Below are 16,199 nucleotides of genomic sequence, written 5' to 3' on the forward strand. Positions count from 1 at the left end.
CCTTCTCTTTTTTTTACAAAATTTGAAAATATGAAGATTTAGAAAAAGAGGTGAGAGGAATGAAAGTGTTTCTCTTTTTGTTTATTTTAATACCAGCGTTAGAAATTACGGTACTGATCGGATCGAGTCAGTGGATTGGGTTATGGCCGACATTTTGTGTTATTATGCTAGCGAGTATAATTGGAGCATATATAGCAAAGCGACAAGGGTTAATGGTATGGAGAGATATTCAATATCGACTCAGCAGAGGTGAACTTCCAGGTGATGCGGTATTGGATGCAATTTGTATTTTTGCTGGCGGTATACTTTTAATGATTCCTGGCTATATAACGGATTGTGTAGGAATGGTTTTATTAATTCCGGCAGCGAGGAAGTCAGTGAAATATATGATAATCAAATGGATGGAACGAAAAATAAATCGAAACAATACAATTATTGTGCAAAAATAACGCTTGAGAGAGAAAAACTCTTCAAGCGTTATTTTTTGTCGGAAAAACAGATGAATATTTATTCACTTGTAGAAAAACAAAGAAAAATATTGTATTTTTATCCGTTTTTATAAATAAAAAAACAAAGAGAAACTTCTCCTTGTTTTAGGTGATTTTTATTAGCGAATCTATGTTTCACTTTATCCTTTTATAAATTTCCAAAGGTCTTTAAATACATTTGCTTTATGTAATGTATTTAATAAAACGAGTGTGACAGGACCGATAATTAATCCTAAAAAACCAAATAGTTTAAATCCGATAAATAAAGAAAATAATGTTGGCAGTGGATCAAGTCCAATGTTAGATGATAATACCTTTGGTTCCATTAATTGACGCTGCACAATGACAACGATATATAAAATAAGTAAACCAAGCGCCAAGGCAGTATTTCCTGTAAAGAATACATAAAGGATCCATGGAACGAAAACAGTGCCAGTTCCTAAGTATGGAAGTAAATCCACAACTCCTGTAATAAGGGCAATCGTAATTGCGTACGGTACACGCAAAATTAATAGGCCAATTAGAACGATAATGGTCGTCATGGATATGAGAGTAAATTGTGCTTTCACGAATCCGAACAAAGCTTTTCGTAAATCAACAAAAATTGTTTTTCCATAACCGTGTAATCGATTAGGTAATAATTTTTCAATTTTACGGGCAAGGCGGTGCCAGTCATAGCTAATAAAGAAAGTAGCTAACAAGATGAATACAAGAACAGTTAAGGTGGTCGGAAGAGCGCTAATGAAGTTTGTTAATCCGCTAATAATGGCTGTCAAAATGGATTTCATTTGTTGCGTTGCTTCTGCACCGAGATTTTGAATGTTTGTTGTAATCGTACTTTGTTGTGTAGCACCAAGATGGTTAAACTTAGCAATTAAATCGTTGTAGAGTGGCATAATATTGGTAAGAGCAAATTCCTGTAAATATTGAACAAGAGACGGGAATTTTTCTGGTACGATTTGTAACAAATAGGTTGTTGCGGAAATAGCTTCTGTTACAAGATACGTAACAAGCCCAACGATAGCGCCAAACACAAGAACGAGGCTAATTAGGACAGACAAAGCACGAGGAAATCGTAGTTTTCGATCAAGAAAGTTTACAACTGGATTGATCAAATATGCAATTGCAAAAGCGATAATAAATGGGTAGACAAGACCTGCTATATACAAAAGTGCGCAAATTCCTAATATAGTTGCTGCAATAACAAAGAGAAGTCGAAGTGCTATGTAAAGTGAATTTCGATTCAAAGGTGTTTTCCCTCCTCTATAAAAATGTTACGTATGAGCGAAGCTTGTGTAATTATTCACTTGAAAGTATACAGCAAATAATGAGATGCTTTCATGCCTCTTTTGTAAATGGTATGATGTAATATAGATTATTTCTTTCTTATTTTACCTTTTTCTTATAAGAAAGAAAAGGAAAGTGATCACTTTCGGTATAAGTGGAAACGATTCTCTATTTGAAGGGTGAATTCCTTTTTTATTTTAGAAAAGGGACATATTTGAGAGCTCTTCATTATTCTCAGAAAGGATGTGACATCATGATTAGTCAGTCGACTTTATTTTTATTCATACTTCTTATTGTTGGACTTGTCGCAAAAAATCAATCTTTAACAGTAGCGGTTGGCGTTTTATTTTTGCTGAAGTGGACGTTTTTAGGAGATAAAATATTCCCTTATTTACAAACGAAAGGAATTAACCTCGGGGTTACTGTTATAACAATTGCGGTCCTTGTCCCGATTGCAACAGGGGAAATTGGATTTAAGCAGCTTGTAGAGGCGACAAAATCTTATTATGCTTGGGTTGCTCTCGCTTCAGGAATAGCTGTGGCGCTTATTGCAAAAGGCGGTGTACAACTTTTAGCACATGATCCGCACATTACGACTGCTCTTGTTTTTGGGACAGTTCTTGCGGTAGCACTATTTAATGGAGTGGCGGTAGGACCATTAATTGGAGCAGGAATTGCCTACGCTGTGATGAACATTATACAGCTGTTTAAATAAAAAAATTTATTGTAATATAAATTTTTCAAATTCTATCCATTCACAAAAGTCAGATAATTGTTTATAATGTATTTAAGGCACTTCTTCGAGTTACATAACAGCATAGACCTACACCAGATAAAATAAAAATAACATGAAATAATTTTGTTAATATTGTTTTATGCTGTTTTTATAGGAAAGCTCTCCGAAATTATATTTCCTCACTATGTGTCGTTTTTAGCGTGGGGATTCGGGGAGAAGCTCACACCCATGCTCCATAGTGCGGGATGATAGATAGATGTAAAAATGGTAATGATTGTGCCATTATGTATTTCACTTGTTTAAGAGGTGAACGGATGCTCATTCACTTTCTTGAACAGTGGAACACATATTTAATTGAGAAAAAAGTATTAGGTTGGGGAGAATTTTCGAGGAAAAGGAGAGATTATAATGACTGTTATTCGAGGTTTAGAAGGGGTAGTAGCAACAACATCATCTGTAAGTTCTATTATTGATGATACATTAACTTATGTGGGATATAATATTGATGATTTAGCTGAAAATGCTACATTTGAAGAAGTTGTATATTTATTATGGCATCGCAGACTTCCAAATGAAGTAGAATTAGAGGAATTAAAAACACAATTGGCCGATTATGCGGCAGTGCCAAAAGATATTTTGGAATATTTAACACGCACAAACTTAACAGTGGCGCATCCAATGTCTGTTTTACGTACAGCAATTTCCATGTTATCATTGTATGATGAGAGTGCTGAATTAATGGATGAAGCGTCCAATTATTTGAAAGCGGTTAAATTACAGGCGCAAGTTGCAACTCTTGTTGCAGCATATGCGAGAATTCGCAAGGGGTTACCGGTTGTCGAGCCTCGCAAAGATTTATCATTAGCAGCAAACTTTTTATATATGTTAAATGATCGTGAACCAAATGAAGTTGAGATTGAAGCGTTTGATAAGGCGCTTGTACTTCATGCGGATCATGAATTAAATGCATCTACTTTCACAGCACGTGTTTGTGTGGCTACACTTTCTGATGTATATTCCGGTATTACAGCAGCAATTGGTGCTTTAAAAGGACCACTTCATGGCGGAGCAAATGAAAACGTAATGAAGATGCTAATGGAAATTGGTGAAGAAGAAAATGTAGAATCGTATATTCATAATGCACTTGATAATAAAGTGAAAATTATGGGCTTTGGTCATCGTGTATACAGCAACGGTGATCCACGTGCAAAACATTTACGTGAAATGTCTAAGCGATTATGCGTGCTAACAGGACAAGAGAAGTGGTATAATATGTCTATCAAAATTGAGGAGCTTGTAACTTCGGCAAAACCGCTTCCACCAAATGTAGATTTTTATTCTGCATCTGTTTACCATTGCTTAGGAATTGATCATGATTTATTTACACCAATCTTTGCAGTCAGCCGTATGTCTGGTTGGTTAGCTCATATTCTAGAACAATATGAAAATAACCGCCTCATTCGTCCGCGTGCAGATTATACTGGTCCGATTAACCAACGCTATGTACCAATCGGACAAAGAATATAATGCGCTTTCATAAGTCTGACTTTTTCGTAAAGATATAATGATTGAAATATTTAAACTTAATTTATGATTTGAACTGAGGGGTTTATCCCTCAGTTTCATATATATGAAATTTCAAACATGGGGGTAATCACAGTGACTACAGGAGAAAAAATTACCGTAACGAATGGCATTATGAACGTACCTAACAATCCAATCATTCCTTTTATTGAAGGAGATGGAATTGGACCAGATATTTGGGCGGCAGCATCTCGTGTGTTAGAAGCAGCTGTTGAAAAAGCATATAATGGCGAGAAGAAAATTGTTTGGAAAGAAGTGCTTGCAGGGGAAAAAGCATTTAATCAAACAGGTGAGTGGTTACCAGAAGAAACGTTAGAATTGATTCGCGAATATTTAATCGCAATTAAAGGACCGTTAACAACTCCTGTTGGTGGCGGAATTCGTTCTTTAAACGTAGCACTTCGTCAAGAATTAGACTTATACGTATGTTTACGTCCTGTTCGCTACTTTGATGGGGTTCCTTCTCCAATTAAGCGTCCGGAAGACACTGATATGGTGATTTTCCGTGAAAATACGGAGGATATCTACGCTGGTATTGAATATGCGCAAGGTTCTGAAGAGGTTCAAAAGCTTCTTGCGTTTTTACAAAATGAAATGGGTGTGAAGAAAATCCGTTTCCCAGAAACTTCTGGAATTGGTATTAAACCAATTTCTGAAGAAGGTACAAAGCGTCTTGTTCGCGCTGCGATTCAATATGCGATTAATGAAAAACGTTCTTCTGTTACATTAGTTCATAAAGGTAACATTATGAAATTTACAGAAGGTGCTTTCAAAAACTGGGGTTATGAAGTAGCAGAACAAGAATTTGGTGACAAAGTATTCACTTGGGCTGAATATGATCGTATTGTTGAGAAAGAAGGAAAAGATACTGCGAATAAAGCGATGGCAGACGCAGAAGCGGCTGGAAAAATTATCGTAAAAGATTCAATTGCAGATATTTTCTTACAACAAATCTTAACACGTCCACGCGAGTTCGATGTTGTAGCAACTATGAACTTAAATGGCGATTATATTTCTGATGCACTTGCAGCACAAGTTGGCGGCATCGGTATTGCACCTGGTGCTAACATTAACTATGTTACTGGACATGCTATTTTTGAAGCAACACATGGTACGGCTCCAAAATATGCAGGTTTAGATAAAGTAAATCCATCTTCAGTTCTTCTTTCAGGGGTATTAATGTTAGAGCATTTAGGATGGAATGAAGCAGCGAAATTAGTTACTAATTCTGTAGAAAAAACGATTGCTTCTAAAGTGGTAACATATGACTTCGCACGTCTTATGGAAGGTGCAACCGAAGTGAAATGTTCCGAATTTGCTGACGCTCTTATTAATAATATGGACGCAGCAGTTATTAAAAACGCATAATTCAAAGTGGGGGAGAATTTATGACGATCAAACGCAAAAAGGTTTCAGTCATCGGTGCAGGATTTACAGGGGCAACAGCAGCATTCTTACTAGCGCAAAAAGAATTAGCAGACGTTGTATTAGTGGACATTCCACAACTTGAAAATCCAACAAAAGGGAAAGCGTTAGATATGTTAGAAGCAAGCCCTATACAAGGTTTCGACGCTAATGTTATCGGCACATCTGATTACGCAGATACAGCTAATTCTGACGTTGTAATTATTACGGCAGGTATCGCTCGTAAGCCAGGTATGAGTCGTGATGATTTAGTAGCAACAAACTCTAAAATTATGAAAAGTGTAACGCAAGAAATTGCGAAATATTCTCCGAATACAATTATTATTGTATTAACAAATCCAGTTGATGCAATGACATATTCGGTATTTAAAGAAGCTGGGTTCCCGAAAGAGCGCGTTATCGGTCAATCTGGTGTATTAGATACAGCTCGTTTCCGTACATTTATTGCACAAGAATTAAATTTATCTGTGAAAGATATTACAGGATTTGTTCTTGGTGGACACGGTGATGAGATGGTGCCGCTTGTTCGTTATTCTTATGCAGGTGGTATCCCGCTTGAAACATTAATTCCGAAAGAACGCCTAGATGCGATTGTTGAACGCACTCGTAAAGGCGGCGGTGAAATTGTAAATCTATTAGGAAACGGTAGTGCATACTATGCACCAGCTGCTTCTTTAGTAGAGATGGCTGAGGCAATCTTAAAAGACCAACGCCGCGTATTACCAGCTATTGCATACCTTGAAGGTGAATACGGCTATAGCGATCTTTACTTAGGTGTTCCAGTTATCCTTGGTGGTAACGGAATCGAAAAGATTATTGAATTAGATCTTCTTCCAGAAGAAAAAGAAGGATTAGATCGTTCTGTAGAATCTATCCGCAGTGTAATGAAAGTTCTTGCATAAGAAAAGAAAGAAAAAGATTCGGGGCTCCCGAATCTTTTTCCACTATTAGAAGGATATTTTTGTAAAATAATTTGAAAGCGCCAACAAAGAGGTATCCTACACTATAACATATAGATTCGTAGCGAATGTTCTCTCGTCTTTATAAAGATTTGTATAATATACCACTTCGAGTAGGATAATGAAAATATCGATCGGAGGGATTGTATCATGTTAAAGAAAAGAAGCAAATTAGGTCGTAAAATGGATGAAATTACAGTAGGGGAAAAGTTATCCGTTACAGAGAAAATAGAAGACAAAGATTTGTTATTATATTTAGGATTAACGAATGATTCGAATCCGTTATATATTCAGCATGATTACGCATCCCAAACTCCGTATGAAAAACCAATTGTACCAACTATTATGCTAACGGGGATTGTTACAACTGCAGTTACGAAGTACTTACCTGGTCCAGGAAGTCACGTCGTAAGACAAGAAATCGAATTTATAAAGCCTGTATATCACTACGCAACGCTGCAAATTCATTTTGAAGTTGTTTCCGTTCACCCAAAAGATCACTTAATTGAAATGCAAATGGTTGCGTATAATGAACAAGAAGAAGTGATAAAAGGGTTACTAACAGTAGCACCACCGCATCATTTAACGACGATATTTGAAAGATCGCTGGATAATTTTTAATGAAAGAAGCTGTCCTAAAAGTAGTGCTTTTGGGACAGCTTTCGTTTTTTTACCCACGCGGCCATAACATAATAAATACGCCAACGATACAAACGGAAGCCCCAGCCCAGTCGAATAAGTCGGGAGTTTTCTTATCAACCCACAAGCCCCACAGCAAACTCATGACAATAAATACGCCGCCGTAAGCTGCATACACTCTTCCGAAGCTAGAGAAAACCTGGAACGTAGCGATAACACCATATAAAAATAAAATAACTCCTCCGATGATTCCAATTCCAATAGAACCGCCTTCGCGCAGCCATTTCCAAATGAGGTAACCGCCGCCAATTTCAGCTAAACCTGCAAGAAAAAAGATAATAAATGCTTTTAACATAAAAGCTCCTTTCTATTCTATATACATCCAAATTAAAAAAACGAAATAAAGTGAAACTTCCATCAGTGGGGGTTTTCTACATCCCCCACTGATGGTTAGTTGAACCAATCGGGCTTTTACGAGCAGTTATCTCCCACCTATCTTCTTTGCTTCTCTCTCAATCTTGAGGTGGGAGTATTACTGCCCGAGAATAGCGGGATAAAACCATTCTTTTTCGGTGGGCGAGAGCATCTAGCCCTGCATAGAAACGGTCAGTGCCCTTTCCTGCCACATGCAAGGTAAAACAAAGGGAGAAAGCAAGTGCGGGCTCTTCTGCATGGCCGCAATCTATATGTCGAAAAAGAATTTAAATTACTCCACTAGATGCTCTTTACTCTTGAAAAGAAGAGTGGTTTATCCCGCTATTTATGGTCTGTCTCCCCGATATAAGCTAAGAATATCATCATCAATATATAATCAATAAATACAAGTAGAATATTGTTACCAGTTTTAGACTTATGGTATCTAAATGTCCCTACTAATACCCCTACTATCATCATCAGTGCAGAGTTGGTTTTCGCTTGCTCTCCTTGTTGTAACTTCTTCTTTTGTAATACTAGTACTAAAATAACAATTGCTAAAACAATTATTAACATGTTTATAGTTTCCCTTATTGTAGTTTAAAATCTATCTTTCTCGTCAAAACCTTTAGACAACCAAAAGATACCCCTTTCTGGAAACAAAGCCTACACTGCTTAACAATATAGGGAAATGTATTTTATCGTTTTCTTGTATAAGGGTAGCATAAAGTGAAACAGCAGTCAGTAGGAGATAAAGTCACATTTTTCAAAGCACAATTGTATTGAGAGGGGTTTTGTTTTCTAGTATGATGGAAATATCGGGGAAGGATATTAGGATGAGGAAGGTTTAGAGCCTATAACTTGGAGGAATAGAATGAGCAATCGAATTTTGGTCGTAGACGATGAGGAGTTTATTTTAACTTTAATCGAATTTAATCTGCAGCAAGCAGGGTTTGAGGTCATAACAGCGATGGATGGGGAAACAGCACTGCATAAAGCGCAGACAGAACGCCCTGATCTCATTATATTAGATTTAATGCTTCCGAAGATGGATGGCATGGAAGTCTGTAAAGAACTGCGTCTAGGGCGTATAATGACCCCTATTTTAATGTTAACTGCAAAAGACGATGAATTTGATAAAGTATTAGGTCTTGAGCTTGGAGCGGATGATTACATGACAAAACCGTTTAGTCCAAGAGAAGTAGTTGCGCGTGTAAAAGCGATTTTGCGCCGTACGAAAATTCATGATGAACAAGCTCCGGAAGTAGAAGATGAAAATAGTATTATCATTGCTGAATTAAGAATTTTACCAGATTTTTATGAAGCGTATTTTAAAGGGGACAAATTAGAACTTACGCCAAAAGAATTTGAATTACTCGTATATTTAGCAAAACATAAAGGCCGCGTGTTAACGCGCGATCAGCTTCTAAGTGCAGTGTGGAATTATGACTTTGCGGGTGATACACGAATTGTTGATGTTCACATTAGTCACTTGCGAGATAAAATCGAAAAAAATACAAAAAAACCAACTTATATAAAAACAATCCGCGGATTAGGTTATAAATTGGAGGAGCCAAAAGGAGATGAATAAATTTCGCTCCCGGCTTCTCCTTACGTTTATTTCTCTCATTGTCCTTATTGTTGTTGGGACAGGGATATTGATTGAAAAAGTATTTGAAGGGTTTTATGTTGATCATGTCCATGAGAGAATCGAGAAAGAAACAAAGTATATTGCTTCTATCGTTGAGGCGGATGGAATTGATCATGTTCTAAAGAACCCAAATGTATTTTCGAAAATAGAAGAGCATTTCGGTTTATATGTAACGTTTCTAGATGAGCAAAAACAAGTTCAATATAATACTGTGAAAGAGCAGATGGTGTTACAGAAAGAAGTGATAGAAGAACTTCTTCCTGAAGCAAAAAAACAAATGCATACAGTGGTGATGAAAGAAACAAAGGATAAATACCCGTATTATTATGTGACTTTTATTCAAGATGCGCAGGGGAAGAAAGGGTATTTCATTATTAACGCTTCTATAGAATCTTTGAAAACTGTACATCCGAAAATGTGGGGCTTGTTAATTGTTGGCTTTATTAGTTCTTGTCTCGTTGTTATATTTCTTGGGATGAAAATTACAGCACAATATATTCGGCCGATTGAGTCTGTTACAAAAGTAGCGATTGAGTTGGCGAAAGGGAATTATAAAGCGCGCGCTTATGAAAATCATTCAGATGAGACGGGAATGCTCAGTAAAGCAATGAACGTTTTAGCGCGCAATTTACAAGAGATGACATTGGAGCAAGAAATGCAGCAAGATCGGTTGCATACCCTTATTGAAAATATGGGAAGCGGTATGATTTTAATTGATAGCCGTGGATATATAAGTCTTGTTAACCGCTCTTATAAAGAGATTTTCCATGTAACGGATGAAGAGTATTTGCATCGTTTATATTATCAAGCATTTATACATAAAGAAATTGTTGAGCTAGTGGAAGAAATTTTTATGACAGAGGTTAAAGTGCGAAAACAAATGTTGTTACCTCTTGAAATTGAAAGAAAACACTTTGAAGTATACGGTGCTCCTATTATTGGAACGAACCATGAATGGAAAGGCATTGTCCTTGTTTTTCATGATATTACGGAGCTGAAGAAACTTGAGCAAATGCGTAAAGATTTCTTGGCAAATGTTTCGCATGAACTGAAAACGCCAATTACTTCAATTAAAGGATTTTCAGAAACATTACTTGATGGAGCGATGGAAAACCAGCAGTTTCGTGAGCACTTCTTACATATTATTTTGAAAGAAAGCGACCGAATGCAAGCGTTAATTGAAGACTTACTTGATTTATCGAAAATTGAGCAACAAGGGTTTCAATTAAATATGGGTGTTGTGGACTTAAAAGAGCTACTAGAAGAAGTTGGGATGATCTTAAATAATAAAGCTGCAGATAAGGACATTCGTTTGCATGTTGATATGAATGAACATGTTTCTGTCATAGGTGATGCAGTTCGCTTAAAACAAGTTTTTATTAATTTAATGAATAACGCGATTCTATATACGCCGGCTGGGGGAACTGTGTCTGTTACGTTTTCTCATGATAGCGAAAACGTATATATAAAAGTGTTGGATACAGGTATTGGAATAGAGAAAGCAGAGATTCCTCGTATTTTTGAACGTTTTTATCGCGTTGATAAAGCGCGCAGTCGTAATACAGGTGGTACAGGACTTGGTTTATCTATTGTGAAACATTTAGTTGAAGCGCACCAGGGGATGATTACTGTGGAAAGTAAGATTGGGGTTGGAACGACATTTATTGTTACTCTTCAAAAGTATAATAAATAGACATTTACATTATATTAACAATAGCTTCATTTTATATTAATAAAGCCCTGTTACTATAATATATGAAAACCCCTTCATCCAAGGAGTAGTTTGGGACGAGGATAAGGAAACTTATTCTCGTCACTTCCCTTTTTCGTGACAAAATAGTTTTTACTTATTATGTTAAATATAGTTATAAAGAAAGCCGTTGTTTTTCTTCTCTCTTTCAGTCGTGGTAATATAGAGAGAAGAAAAGGAACGGTTTTTTCTATTGGATTGAGAAATCGTTTTAATTTTTTACGGGGAGGTTGTTCCATTTGGAAAAGAAAGTGGTTTTAGTTGATGGAAATAATATTGCGTATCGCGCGTTCTTTGCGTTGCCACTTTTAAATAACGATAAAGGTATACATACAAATGCCATTTATGGTTTCACGATGATGTTAATGAGAATTTTAGAAGAAGAAAAACCAACGCATATGCTCGTTGCGTTTGATGCGGGGAAAACGACATTTCGTCATAAAACATTTAGCGAGTATAAAGGTGGTCGCCAAAAAACGCCACCAGAATTATCAGAGCAGTTTCCATTCATTCGTGAATTGTTAGATGCGTTTCATGTGCCTCGCTACGAATTAGAGAACTATGAAGCGGATGACATTATGGGAACATTGGCGAAAGAAGCAAGTGAGCAAGGTATTGAAGTGAAAGTGATTTCAGGAGATAAAGATTTACTTCAACTCGTTTCAGACAATACGCGCGTTTGTATTCCGCGTAAAGGAATTACAGAAGTAGATGAGTATACAAAAGAAACGTTATTTGAGAAATATAGCTTATCACCAAAGCAAATTATTGATATGAAAGGACTAATGGGAGATCAATCAGATAATATCCCGGGTGTCCCTGGTGTTGGTGAGAAGACAGCTATTAAATTGTTAACACAATTTGAAACAGTAGAGGCTGTATATGAAAACTTAGATAAAGTGAGCGGTAAGAAATTAAAAGAGAAGCTTGAAGAGAATAAAGAACAAGCGTTGATGAGTAAAGAGTTAGCAACAATTATTACCGATGCACCAGTTACAATCCATGTAGAAGATATTGCTTATAACGGATATGAGAATAGTGATATAATCCCGATGTTTGAGAACTTAGGGTTTCATTCTCTCTTAACAAAGTTAGGCGCACCGGTTGCAGAAACACCTGCAGCTGAACTAGAAGATATTTCATTTGAAATTGTAGAAGAAGTAACGGAAGAAATGTTGCAGCAGGATAGCGCAATCATTGTAGAAGTGCAAGAGGATAATTATCACGGAGCGGATATTCAAGGGTTTGGTATTCAAAACGAAAATGGATGTTACTTTGTTCCAGCTGATATTGCTTTATCATCACAAGCTTTTACGGACTGGTTAGCGAATCCAGAAATGAAGAAGTATACATTTGATGCAAAGCGTGCAATTGTTTCGTTAAAGTGGAAAGGCTATGAAATAAAGGGAATTGACTTTGATTTATTAATTGCAGCATATTTACTTGACCCAGCAGAGACAGATAAAGATTTCCGTGCTGTTGCGAAAATGAAAGATATGCATGCTGTGCAGTCAGATGAAGAAGTGTATGGAAAAGGTGCAAAACGTGCTGTACCAGAGCTGGAAGTTGTTGCGGAACACGTAGCACGAAAAGTACATGTATTATATGATGTACAGCAAACGTTTACTGAAGAGCTGAAACATAATGAGCAGTACGAATTATTTACTGAACTGGAAATGCCGCTTTGTCGTGTATTAGCTGATATGGAATGTAAGGGCGTTACAGTTGATACAAATCGCCTCCGCACTATGGGGGATGAATTGGCTACGCAGCTAAAGAAAATGGAAGAAGAAATTTATGAGCTTGCAGGAACAGAATTCAATATTAATTCACCGAAGCAACTTGGTGTAATCTTATTTGAAACCTTAAACTTACCAGCTATCAAGAAGACAAAAACAGGCTATTCTACATCAGCGGATGTTTTGGAAAAATTAATGGAGCATCATGAGATTATTCCGAAAATCTTACATTATCGCCAGTTAGGGAAATTAAATTCTACGTACATCGAAGGATTATTAAAGGTGGTGTATACAGATTCTTCTAAAATTCATACGCGCTTTAACCAAGTGTTAACACAAACAGGGCGTTTAAGCTCAACGGAACCTAACTTACAAAACATTCCGATTCGTTTAGAGGAAGGAAGAAAAATACGTCAGGCGTTTATTCCGTCAGAAAAAGATTGGGTTATGTTTGCTGCAGATTATTCTCAAATTGAATTACGTGTATTAGCCCATATTTCTAAAGATCACGGTTTAATGGCAGCATTTCAACATGATATGGATATTCACACAAAAACAGCGATGGATGTGTTTGGTGTTGAAAAGGATGATGTAACTTCTAATATGAGACGTCAAGCGAAAGCGGTAAACTTCGGGATTGTATACGGAATTAGTGACTATGGTTTATCGCAAAACCTAGGCATTACGCGAAAAGCAGCAGCTGATTTCATTCAAAAGTATTTAGAGAGCTTTCCAGGAGTTAAGGAATATATGAGTGATATTGTGCAAGAGGCGAAACAGAAAGGCTATGTATCTACATTGCTAAACCGTCGTCGTTACATTCCAGAAATTACAAGTCGTAATTTTAATGTGCGCGGCTTTGCAGAGCGGACTGCAATGAATACACCTATTCAAGGAAGTGCTGCTGATATTATCAAAAAAGCAATGATTATTATGGCGGATCGATTAGAAGAAGAAGGGTTACAAGCACGTCTCCTACTTCAAGTGCACGATGAACTTATTTTTGAAGTGCCGCAAGAAGAGGTAGAAAAGTTAGAAAAGCTTGTACCTGAAGTTATGGAGCATGCGATTGAGCTTTCCGTTCCGCTAAAGGTTGATTATTCGTACGGTCCAACGTGGTATGACGCAAAGTAAGGAAGGGATAGTATGCCAGAATTACCAGAGGTTGAAAATGTCAGGCGAACGCTAGAAGAGCTCGTCAAAGGAAAGACAATTGAAGAAGTGATTGTAACATATCCAAATTTAGTGAAAGAACCAGATGACGCTGAACTTTTTAAAGAGATGCTGCGCGGCGAAACGATTGAAGAGATCAGACGCCGCGGCAAGTTTCTTCTTATATATGTAACCCGTTATGTCATTGTGTCTCATTTACGAATGGAAGGGAAGTATATGCTTAGCGATAGTGAGGATCCAGTTGATAAGCATACACACGTCCGTTTTCGTTTTACAGACGATACAGAACTTCGTTACAAAGATGTGCGGAAATTCGGTACGATGCATCTATTTGAAAAGGGTACAGAATTTACTGTTATGCCGCTTGCAGATTTAGGGCCGGAGCCTTTTTCAACGGAGTTAACATCTGCGTATTTACAAGAAAAATTGCAGAAAACTGCTAGGAAAGTAAAGGTTGCCTTACTGGATCAACGTATTTTAGTGGGCCTTGGTAATATATATGTAGACGAAGTGTTATTTCGTTCACGTATTCATCCAGAGCGAGAAGCGTCTTCTTTAACAAATGAAGAATTTGAAACGTTGTATGAAGAAATTGTTGCAACGTTAACTGAAGCGGTAGAGCGCGGTGGAAGTACAATTCGTACGTACGTGAATTCACAAGGAAAGATTGGTTCATTTCAAGAACGTCTTTATGTATACGGAAGAAAAGGTGAGCCGTGTGAAACGTGCGGTACTTTACTTGAAAAAACAGTTGTTGGTGGGCGAGGTACACATTATTGTCCAGCTTGTCAGCCGAAAAGTTAAACAAACGAAACATCGGTAAAAAGATTTACTGCTCGTAAAAGCATGATTGGGCGGGCTTTTCATCAGTGGGAGGTGAAAAAACCTCACTGATGGAAGTTTCAATTTATTTTTCACAATAACATCGGATAGGCTTCTGTCATATATATAAGCAAAGCTATATATAGGGAAGGAGCTTATCGATGTATCATTATTTCTCTCTTATTTTATTAGCTTTTACGTTAAGTTTAGATAGCTGTAGTGTAGGGCTCACGTACGGGCTCCGAAATGTTCGGATTCCACTGAAATCAATTATTGTAATTGGAATTTGTTCAGCTGTTGTGATGATACTCTCAATGGGAATCGGACATATGATTTCTCAAATTTTTTCACCGGTGCTAGCGAAAAGAATTGGAGGATTCGTTCTTGTAGTAATCGGTGCGTGGGTGTTGTATCAGTTTTTTCAAAGTGATAAAAAAGAGGATGCGTTGCAAGAAGAAAAAGTTTGGAACTTAGAAATTGCTTCTCTTGGTCTTGTTATTCAAATTTTACGAAAACCGACTGTTGCTGATTTTGATAAGTCTGGGATTATTTCTGGAATAGAAGCGCTTCTCCTTGGGATGGCACTTTCATTAGATTCATTTGGAGCTGGGATTGGGGCATCTTTACTTGGATATTCTCCGCTCATGATGGCAGGATTAGTTGCGGTAATGAGCTCGCTATTTTTGTTCAGCGGAATGAAAGTAGGAACAGTATTATCAAATATGCGATGGTTACAAAAGTTCACGTTTTTACCAGGTGTATTACTTATTATTATTGGAATTTGGAAAATGTAAGAGGCGTGAAACGATTGTTTCACGTCTTTTATTATAAGGGGGATTATGATGACAGTTGTAATTGGATTAACAGGCGGCATTGCCAGTGGAAAAAGTACAGTATCAAAAATGTTTCAAGGTTTTCACATTCCAGTCATTGATGCAGATATTATTGCAAGAGAAGTTGTGGAGCCTGGTAAGGAAGCGTATAACGAAATTGTAGAAGCATTTGGACAAGAAGTGCTTGAAGAAAGTGGGGAGTTAAATCGCCCGAAACTTGGCAACATTGTATTTTACAATGAAGAAAAAAGGTTGCTGTTAAATGCGATTGTGCATCCAGCTGTACGAAAGGAAATGAATGCACAAAAGGATAGATACATAAGAGAAAATACGCAAGCGGTTGTGCTCGATATTCCACTCTTATTCGAGAGTAAATTAACAAGTCTTGTCGATCAAATTTTACTCGTTTATGTGGACAATGAAACGCAAATTACAAGGTTAATGGAACGAAATAATTTTACAGAAGAAGAGGCAAAAGCGCGAATTGCTTCGCAAATGCCGTTGCAAGAGAAAGTAGCATTAGCGGATAAAGTGATTAATAATAATGGCACAATCGAAGAAACGAAAACACAATTAAGTAGCATTTTAAAAGAATGGAACATTATTAAATAAAAAAATTTGAAAATAATGAAATTGTTTAGTGACATATCTTCTTTTTGTGTTATACTATTATTGGGATTTGAGATGAATAGTATAACG

General features: G+C 36.9%; 15 protein-coding genes. 12 read left to right on the forward strand and 3 right to left on the reverse strand.

Features of this window, described 5'->3' with window-relative positions:
* Window positions 1-59: 59 nt before the first annotated feature.
* Window positions 60-449, forward strand: coding sequence for an FxsA family protein (locus AB1280_RS22895; protein ID WP_429757115.1), 390 nt, complete (start codon window positions 60-62; stop codon window positions 447-449).
* Window positions 450-628: 179 nt separating this feature from the next.
* Here the strand turns inward: AB1280_RS22895 and ytvI are convergent, their stop codons facing one another.
* Complete coding sequence (gene ytvI, locus AB1280_RS22900) at window positions 629-1,735, reverse strand: sporulation integral membrane protein YtvI (protein WP_272186519.1); 1,107 nt, start codon at window positions 1,733-1,735, stop codon at window positions 629-631.
* Between the two features lie 293 nt (window positions 1,736-2,028).
* On the opposite strand from ytvI, the gene AB1280_RS22905 reads away from it, so the two are divergent.
* The 5 genes from AB1280_RS22905 to AB1280_RS22925 all read left to right on the forward strand — a co-directional run bounded on the left by AB1280_RS22905 (window position 2,029) and on the right by AB1280_RS22925 (window position 7,100).
* The gene (locus AB1280_RS22905; RefSeq protein ID WP_272186520.1) at window positions 2,029-2,490 is read left to right on the forward strand and encodes a DUF441 domain-containing protein; all 462 of its coding nucleotides are present in this window, start codon (window positions 2,029-2,031) and stop codon (window positions 2,488-2,490) included.
* A 429-nt stretch (window positions 2,491-2,919) separates the two neighbouring features.
* Window positions 2,920-4,038, forward strand: coding sequence for a citrate synthase (gene citZ, locus AB1280_RS22910; RefSeq protein WP_429757116.1), 1,119 nt, complete (start codon window positions 2,920-2,922; stop codon window positions 4,036-4,038).
* A gap of 132 nt (window positions 4,039-4,170) precedes the next feature.
* Window positions 4,171-5,463: an NADP-dependent isocitrate dehydrogenase gene (gene icd / locus AB1280_RS22915; RefSeq protein WP_272186522.1), complete on the forward strand. Its 1,293-nt coding sequence runs from the start codon at window positions 4,171-4,173 to the stop codon at window positions 5,461-5,463.
* Window positions 5,464-5,483: 20 nt separating this feature from the next.
* Complete coding sequence (mdh, locus tag AB1280_RS22920; RefSeq protein ID WP_272186523.1) at window positions 5,484-6,422, forward strand: malate dehydrogenase; 939 nt, start codon at window positions 5,484-5,486, stop codon at window positions 6,420-6,422.
* 207 nt (window positions 6,423-6,629) lie between these two features.
* Window positions 6,630-7,100: a MaoC family dehydratase gene (locus tag AB1280_RS22925; protein ID WP_272186524.1), complete on the forward strand. Its 471-nt coding sequence runs from the start codon at window positions 6,630-6,632 to the stop codon at window positions 7,098-7,100.
* Window positions 7,101-7,149: 49 nt separating this feature from the next.
* Here the strand turns inward: AB1280_RS22925 and AB1280_RS22930 are convergent, their stop codons facing one another.
* Complete coding sequence (locus tag AB1280_RS22930) at window positions 7,150-7,473, reverse strand: YnfA family protein (protein ID WP_429757117.1); 324 nt, start codon at window positions 7,471-7,473, stop codon at window positions 7,150-7,152.
* A 401-nt stretch (window positions 7,474-7,874) separates the two neighbouring features.
* A complete protein-coding gene (locus tag AB1280_RS22935) occupies window positions 7,875-8,108 on the reverse strand; it encodes a hypothetical protein (protein WP_272186526.1) in 234 nt (77 codons plus the stop codon).
* Window positions 8,109-8,406: 298 nt separating this feature from the next.
* Between AB1280_RS22935 and AB1280_RS22940 the strand changes: the two genes are divergently transcribed.
* The 6 genes from AB1280_RS22940 (at window position 8,407) to coaE (ending at window position 16,112) form a co-directional block, all read left to right on the forward strand.
* Window positions 8,407-9,123: a response regulator transcription factor gene (locus AB1280_RS22940; RefSeq protein WP_272186527.1), complete on the forward strand. Its 717-nt coding sequence runs from the start codon at window positions 8,407-8,409 to the stop codon at window positions 9,121-9,123.
* Window positions 9,116-10,876 (forward strand): two-component system histidine kinase PnpS, encoded by a 1,761-nt coding sequence (gene pnpS / locus AB1280_RS22945; RefSeq protein WP_429757118.1) that lies wholly within the window; start codon window positions 9,116-9,118, stop codon window positions 10,874-10,876. The genes AB1280_RS22940 and pnpS overlap by 8 nt, the downstream gene beginning before the upstream one ends.
* 296 nt (window positions 10,877-11,172) lie before the next feature.
* Window positions 11,173-13,806 (forward strand): DNA polymerase I, encoded by a 2,634-nt coding sequence (gene polA, locus AB1280_RS22950; RefSeq protein ID WP_429757119.1) that lies wholly within the window; start codon window positions 11,173-11,175, stop codon window positions 13,804-13,806.
* A gap of 12 nt (window positions 13,807-13,818) precedes the next feature.
* On the forward strand, window positions 13,819-14,649 hold the full coding sequence (mutM, locus tag AB1280_RS22955; RefSeq protein WP_429757120.1) for a DNA-formamidopyrimidine glycosylase: 831 nt from the start codon (window positions 13,819-13,821) through the stop codon (window positions 14,647-14,649).
* A gap of 179 nt (window positions 14,650-14,828) precedes the next feature.
* A complete protein-coding gene (ytaF, locus tag AB1280_RS22960; RefSeq protein ID WP_429757121.1) occupies window positions 14,829-15,461 on the forward strand; it encodes a sporulation membrane protein YtaF in 633 nt (210 codons plus the stop codon).
* Between the two features lie 48 nt (window positions 15,462-15,509).
* Window positions 15,510-16,112, forward strand: a complete 603-nt coding sequence (gene coaE, locus AB1280_RS22965; RefSeq protein WP_429757122.1) for a dephospho-CoA kinase — start codon at window positions 15,510-15,512, stop codon at window positions 16,110-16,112.
* Window positions 16,113-16,199 lie beyond the last annotated feature (87 nt).

The organism is Bacillus sp. S10(2024) (assembly GCF_050473865.1).
In the GTDB taxonomy this organism is placed as follows: domain Bacteria; phylum Bacillota; class Bacilli; order Bacillales; family Bacillaceae_G; genus Bacillus_A.

Bases quoted from the DNA above. Each gene is read 5' to 3' on its own strand.
- AB1280_RS22895 (WP_429757115.1), top strand. From the start codon at position 60: ATGAAAGTGTTTCTCTTTTTGTTTATTTTAATACCAGCGTTAGAAATT.
- AB1280_RS22905 (WP_272186520.1), top strand. From the start codon at position 2,029: ATGATTAGTCAGTCGACTTTATTTTTATTCATACTTCTTATTGTTGGA.
- citZ (WP_429757116.1), top strand. From the start codon at position 2,920: ATGACTGTTATTCGAGGTTTAGAAGGGGTAGTAGCAACAACATCATCT.
- mdh (WP_272186523.1), top strand. From the start codon at position 5,484: ATGACGATCAAACGCAAAAAGGTTTCAGTCATCGGTGCAGGATTTACA.
- AB1280_RS22925 (WP_272186524.1), top strand. From the start codon at position 6,630: ATGTTAAAGAAAAGAAGCAAATTAGGTCGTAAAATGGATGAAATTACA.
- AB1280_RS22930 (WP_429757117.1), bottom strand. From the start codon at position 7,473: ATGTTAAAAGCATTTATTATCTTTTTTCTTGCAGGTTTAGCTGAAATT.
- AB1280_RS22935 (WP_272186526.1), bottom strand. From the start codon at position 8,108: ATGTTAATAATTGTTTTAGCAATTGTTATTTTAGTACTAGTATTACAA.
- AB1280_RS22940 (WP_272186527.1), top strand. From the start codon at position 8,407: ATGAGCAATCGAATTTTGGTCGTAGACGATGAGGAGTTTATTTTAACT.
- pnpS (WP_429757118.1), top strand. From the start codon at position 9,116: ATGAATAAATTTCGCTCCCGGCTTCTCCTTACGTTTATTTCTCTCATT.
- mutM (WP_429757120.1), top strand. From the start codon at position 13,819: ATGCCAGAATTACCAGAGGTTGAAAATGTCAGGCGAACGCTAGAAGAG.
- ytaF (WP_429757121.1), top strand. From the start codon at position 14,829: ATGTATCATTATTTCTCTCTTATTTTATTAGCTTTTACGTTAAGTTTA.
- coaE (WP_429757122.1), top strand. From the start codon at position 15,510: ATGACAGTTGTAATTGGATTAACAGGCGGCATTGCCAGTGGAAAAAGT.